The organism is Cellulosimicrobium cellulans (genome assembly GCF_006539945.1).
Lineage (GTDB): Bacteria > Actinomycetota > Actinomycetes > Actinomycetales > Cellulomonadaceae > Cellulosimicrobium > Cellulosimicrobium cellulans.
In genome coordinates, this window is sequence record NZ_BJNZ01000050.1 from 1 (window position 1) to 3,680 (window position 3,680).

Annotated in this window: 2 rRNA genes; both read left to right on the forward strand. The window is 58.6% G+C overall.

Going from position 1 to position 3,680, the window contains the following annotated elements:
- Window positions 1–311: 311 nt before the first annotated feature.
- Window positions 312–3,419, forward strand: a 23S ribosomal RNA gene (locus CCE02nite_RS20195).
- A gap of 95 nt (window positions 3,420–3,514) precedes the next feature.
- A 5S ribosomal RNA gene (gene rrf, locus CCE02nite_RS20200) occupies window positions 3,515–3,631 on the forward strand.
- Window positions 3,632–3,680: the final 49 nt, after the last annotated feature.

The window sequence follows — 3,680 nt, forward strand, 5'->3', positions numbered from 1 at the left end:
GGGTCCTTCGGGGTCTGGTGGGGTGGTGGTGGAACATCGCTGGTGGGGGTGGGGGGCTTGTCGAGCACACTGTTGGGTCCTCAGGTCACCGGCCACCGGTTGGTGGGGTGCCTGGTACGGGCCGGTCCTCGGATCACGAACCGCTGTCCTTGGTCCTCCTTCGTGGAGGGTGAGGGTGGTAGGCGGGTCTGGTGGGGGTCGGGGTCGTTGGTTGTTTGAGAACTGCACAGTGGACGCGAGCATCTTTGTAAAGATCAAGACGCACCCTCTTGGGGGTGTGGTTCTTGGTTCTCTGCAGTTTTGTTGTTTTTGTTGAAGTTTTTAAGGGCACAGGGTGGATGCCTTGGCACTAGGAGCCGAAGAAGGACGTTGTAGCCTGCGATAAGCCTCGGGGAGCTGGCAAACGAGCTGTGATCCGAGGGTCTCCGAATGGGGGAACCCCGCACGAGTCATGTCGTGTGACCCGCACCTGAATATATAGGGTGTGTGGAGGGAACGTCGGGAAGTGAAACATCTCAGTACCGACAGGAAGAGATATTCCGTGAGTAGTGGCGAGCGAAAGCGGATGAGGCCAAACCGGGCGCGTGTTAAAGCTGTCAGGCGTTGCGTGTTCGGGGTTGTGGGACCCTTCTGGTGGATCTGACAGTCCGCCGGGGAGTCAGAAAGTCGTGTCATAGTCGAACCGCATTGAAAGGCGGACCACAGACGGTGCGAGTCCGGTAGACGAAATGGTGCGGCCTCCCGAAGGGGATCCCAAGTAGCACGGGGCCCGAGAAATCTCGTGTGAATCTGGCAAGACCACTTGCTAAGCCTAAATACTACCTAGTGACCGATAGCGGACCAGTACCGTGAGGGAAAGGTGAAAAGTACCCCGGGAGGGGAGTGAAATAGTACCTGAAACCGTGTGCCTACAATCCGTTGGAGCCTCCTTGGTTGGGGTGACAGCGTGCCTTTTGAAGAATGAGCCTGCGAGTTAGTGCTCAGTGGCGAGGTTAACCCGTGTGGGGAAGCCGTAGCGAAAGCGAGTCCGAACAGGGCGCCCATAGTCGCTGGGTCTAGACCCGAAGCGAAGTGATCTAGCCATGGGCAGGTTGAAGCGCGGGTAAGACCGCGTGGAGGACCGAACCCACCAGGGTTGAAAACCTGGGGGATGACCTGTGGTTAGGGGTGAAAGGCCAATCAAACTTCGTGATAGCTGGTTCTCCCCGAAATGCATTTAGGTGCAGCGTCACGTGTTTCTTGCCGGAGGTAGAGCTACTGGATGGCCGATGGGCCCTACAAGGTTACTGACGTCAGCCAAACTCCGAATGCCGGTAAGTGGAAGCGTGGCAGTGAGACTGCGGGGGATAAGCTCCGTAGTCGAGAGGGAAACAGCCCAGACCACCGGCTAAGGCCCCTAAGCGTGTGCTAAGTGGGAAAGGATGTGGAGTTGCACAGACAACCAGGAGGTTGGCTTAGAAGCAGCCACCCTTGAAAGAGTGCGTAATAGCTCACTGGTCAAGTGATTCCGCGCCGACAATGTAGCGGGGCTCAAGTACACCGCCGAAGCCGTGGCATCTGCGCTCAACTCAGGCCTTCGTGGTCCAGAGGCGCAGGTGGGTAGGGGAGCGTCGTGTGGGCAGTGAAGCCGCGGGGGAACCCAGTGGTGGAGCCCACACGAGTGAGAATGCAGGCATGAGTAGCGAAAGACGGGTGAGAAACCCGTCCGCCGAATGACCAAGGGTTCCAGGGCCAGGTTAATCCGCCCTGGGTAAGTCGGGACCTAAGGCGAGGCCGACAGGCGTAGTCGATGGACAAGGAGTTGATATTCTCCTACCGGCGAAGAACCGCCCATACCGAGCCCGGTGATGCTCACCGCCCAAACCTGTCCACCGGCCCTTCGGGGCCACCGGACAGGGGCGCGCGGGACCCGAACCGGTAGTAGGTAAGCGTATTAACAGGGGTGACGCAGGAAGGTAGCCCGGCGTGGCGATGGTAGACCACGTCCAAGGCTGTAGGCCGTCTGGTAGGCAAATCCGCCAGACATACAGGCTGAGAGCTGACGGTGAGCGCACAAGCGCGAACTGGGTGATCCTATGCTGCCAAGAAAAGCCTCGGCGCGAGGTTCTAGCCGCCCGTACCCCAAACCGACTCAGGTGGTCAGGTAGAGAATACTAAGGCGATCGAGAGAATCGTGGTTAAGGAACTCGGCAAAATGCCCCCGTAACTTCGGGAGAAGGGGGGCCCGAAGCGTGAACACCCTCGCGGTGGGAGCGTGGACGGCCGCAGAGACCAGGGAGAAGCGACTGTTTACTAAAAACACAGGTCCGTGCGAAGTCGCAAGACGATGTATACGGACTGACGCCTGCCCGGTGCTGGAAGGTTAAGAGGACGGGTCAACCCCTCGGGGTGAAGCTCAGAATTTAAGCCCCAGTAAACGGCGGTGGTAACTATAACCATCCTAAGGTAGCGAAATTCCTTGTCGGGTAAGTTCCGACCTGCACGAATGGCGTAACGACTTCTCCGCTGTCTCAACCGCGAACTCGGCGAAATTGCACTACGAGTAAAGATGCTCGTTACGCGCAGCAGGACGGAAAGACCCCGGGACCTTTACTATAGCTTGGTATTGGTGTTCGGTGCGGCTTGTGTAGGATAGGTGGGAGACTGTGAAGCCCGTACGCCAGTGCGGGTGGAGTCAACGTTGAAATACCACTCTGGCCGCTTCGGATGTCTAACCTCGGTCCGTGATCCGGACCAGGGACAGTGCCTGGTGGGTAGTTTAACTGGGGCGGTTGCCTCCTAAAATGTAACGGAGGCGCTCAAAGGTTCCCTCAGCCTGGTTGGCAATCAGGTGTCGAGTGCAAGTGCACAAGGGAGCTTGACTGTGAGACTGACAGGTCGAGCAGGGACGAAAGTCGGAACTAGTGATCCGGCGGTGGCTTGTGGAAGCGCCGTCGCTCAACGGATAAAAGGTACCCCGGGGATAACAGGCTGATCTTGCCCAAGAGTCCATATCGACGGCATGGTTTGGCACCTCGATGTCGGCTCGTCGCATCCTGGGGCTGGAGTAGGTCCCAAGGGTTGGGCTGTTCGCCCATTAAAGCGGTACGCGAGCTGGGTTTAGAACGTCGTGAGACAGTTCGGTCCCTATCCGCTGCGCGCGCAGGAAACTTGAGAAGGGCTGTCCCTAGTACGAGAGGACCGGGACGGACGAACCTCTGGTGTGCCAGTTGTTCCGCCAGGAGCACCGCTGGTTGGCTACGTTCGGAAGGGATAACCGCTGAAAGCATCTAAGCGGGAAGCCTGCTTCAAGATGAGGTTTCCATACCCTACGGGGTGAGAGGCACCCAGCAGAACACTGGGTCGATAGGCCGGACGTGGAAGCGGGGACGAAAGACCCGTGCAGCTGACCGGTACTAATCAGCCGACAACTTCAACACCAAACACTCTTGTGCTACGCGTCCACTGTGCGGTTCCCGAACCACCAACACCACACCCCACCACGGGGTACCCAGTGTTGACAGGTTCACAGAGTTACGGCGGTCACAGCGAAGGGGAAACGCCCGGTCCCATACCGAACCCGGAAGCTAAGCCCTTCAGCGCCGATGGTACTGCCCTGGAGACGGGGTGGGAGAGTAGGACGCCGCCGGACAACCCTTCACCGAAGGCCCACCCCACACGGGGTGGGCCTTCGGCATTTC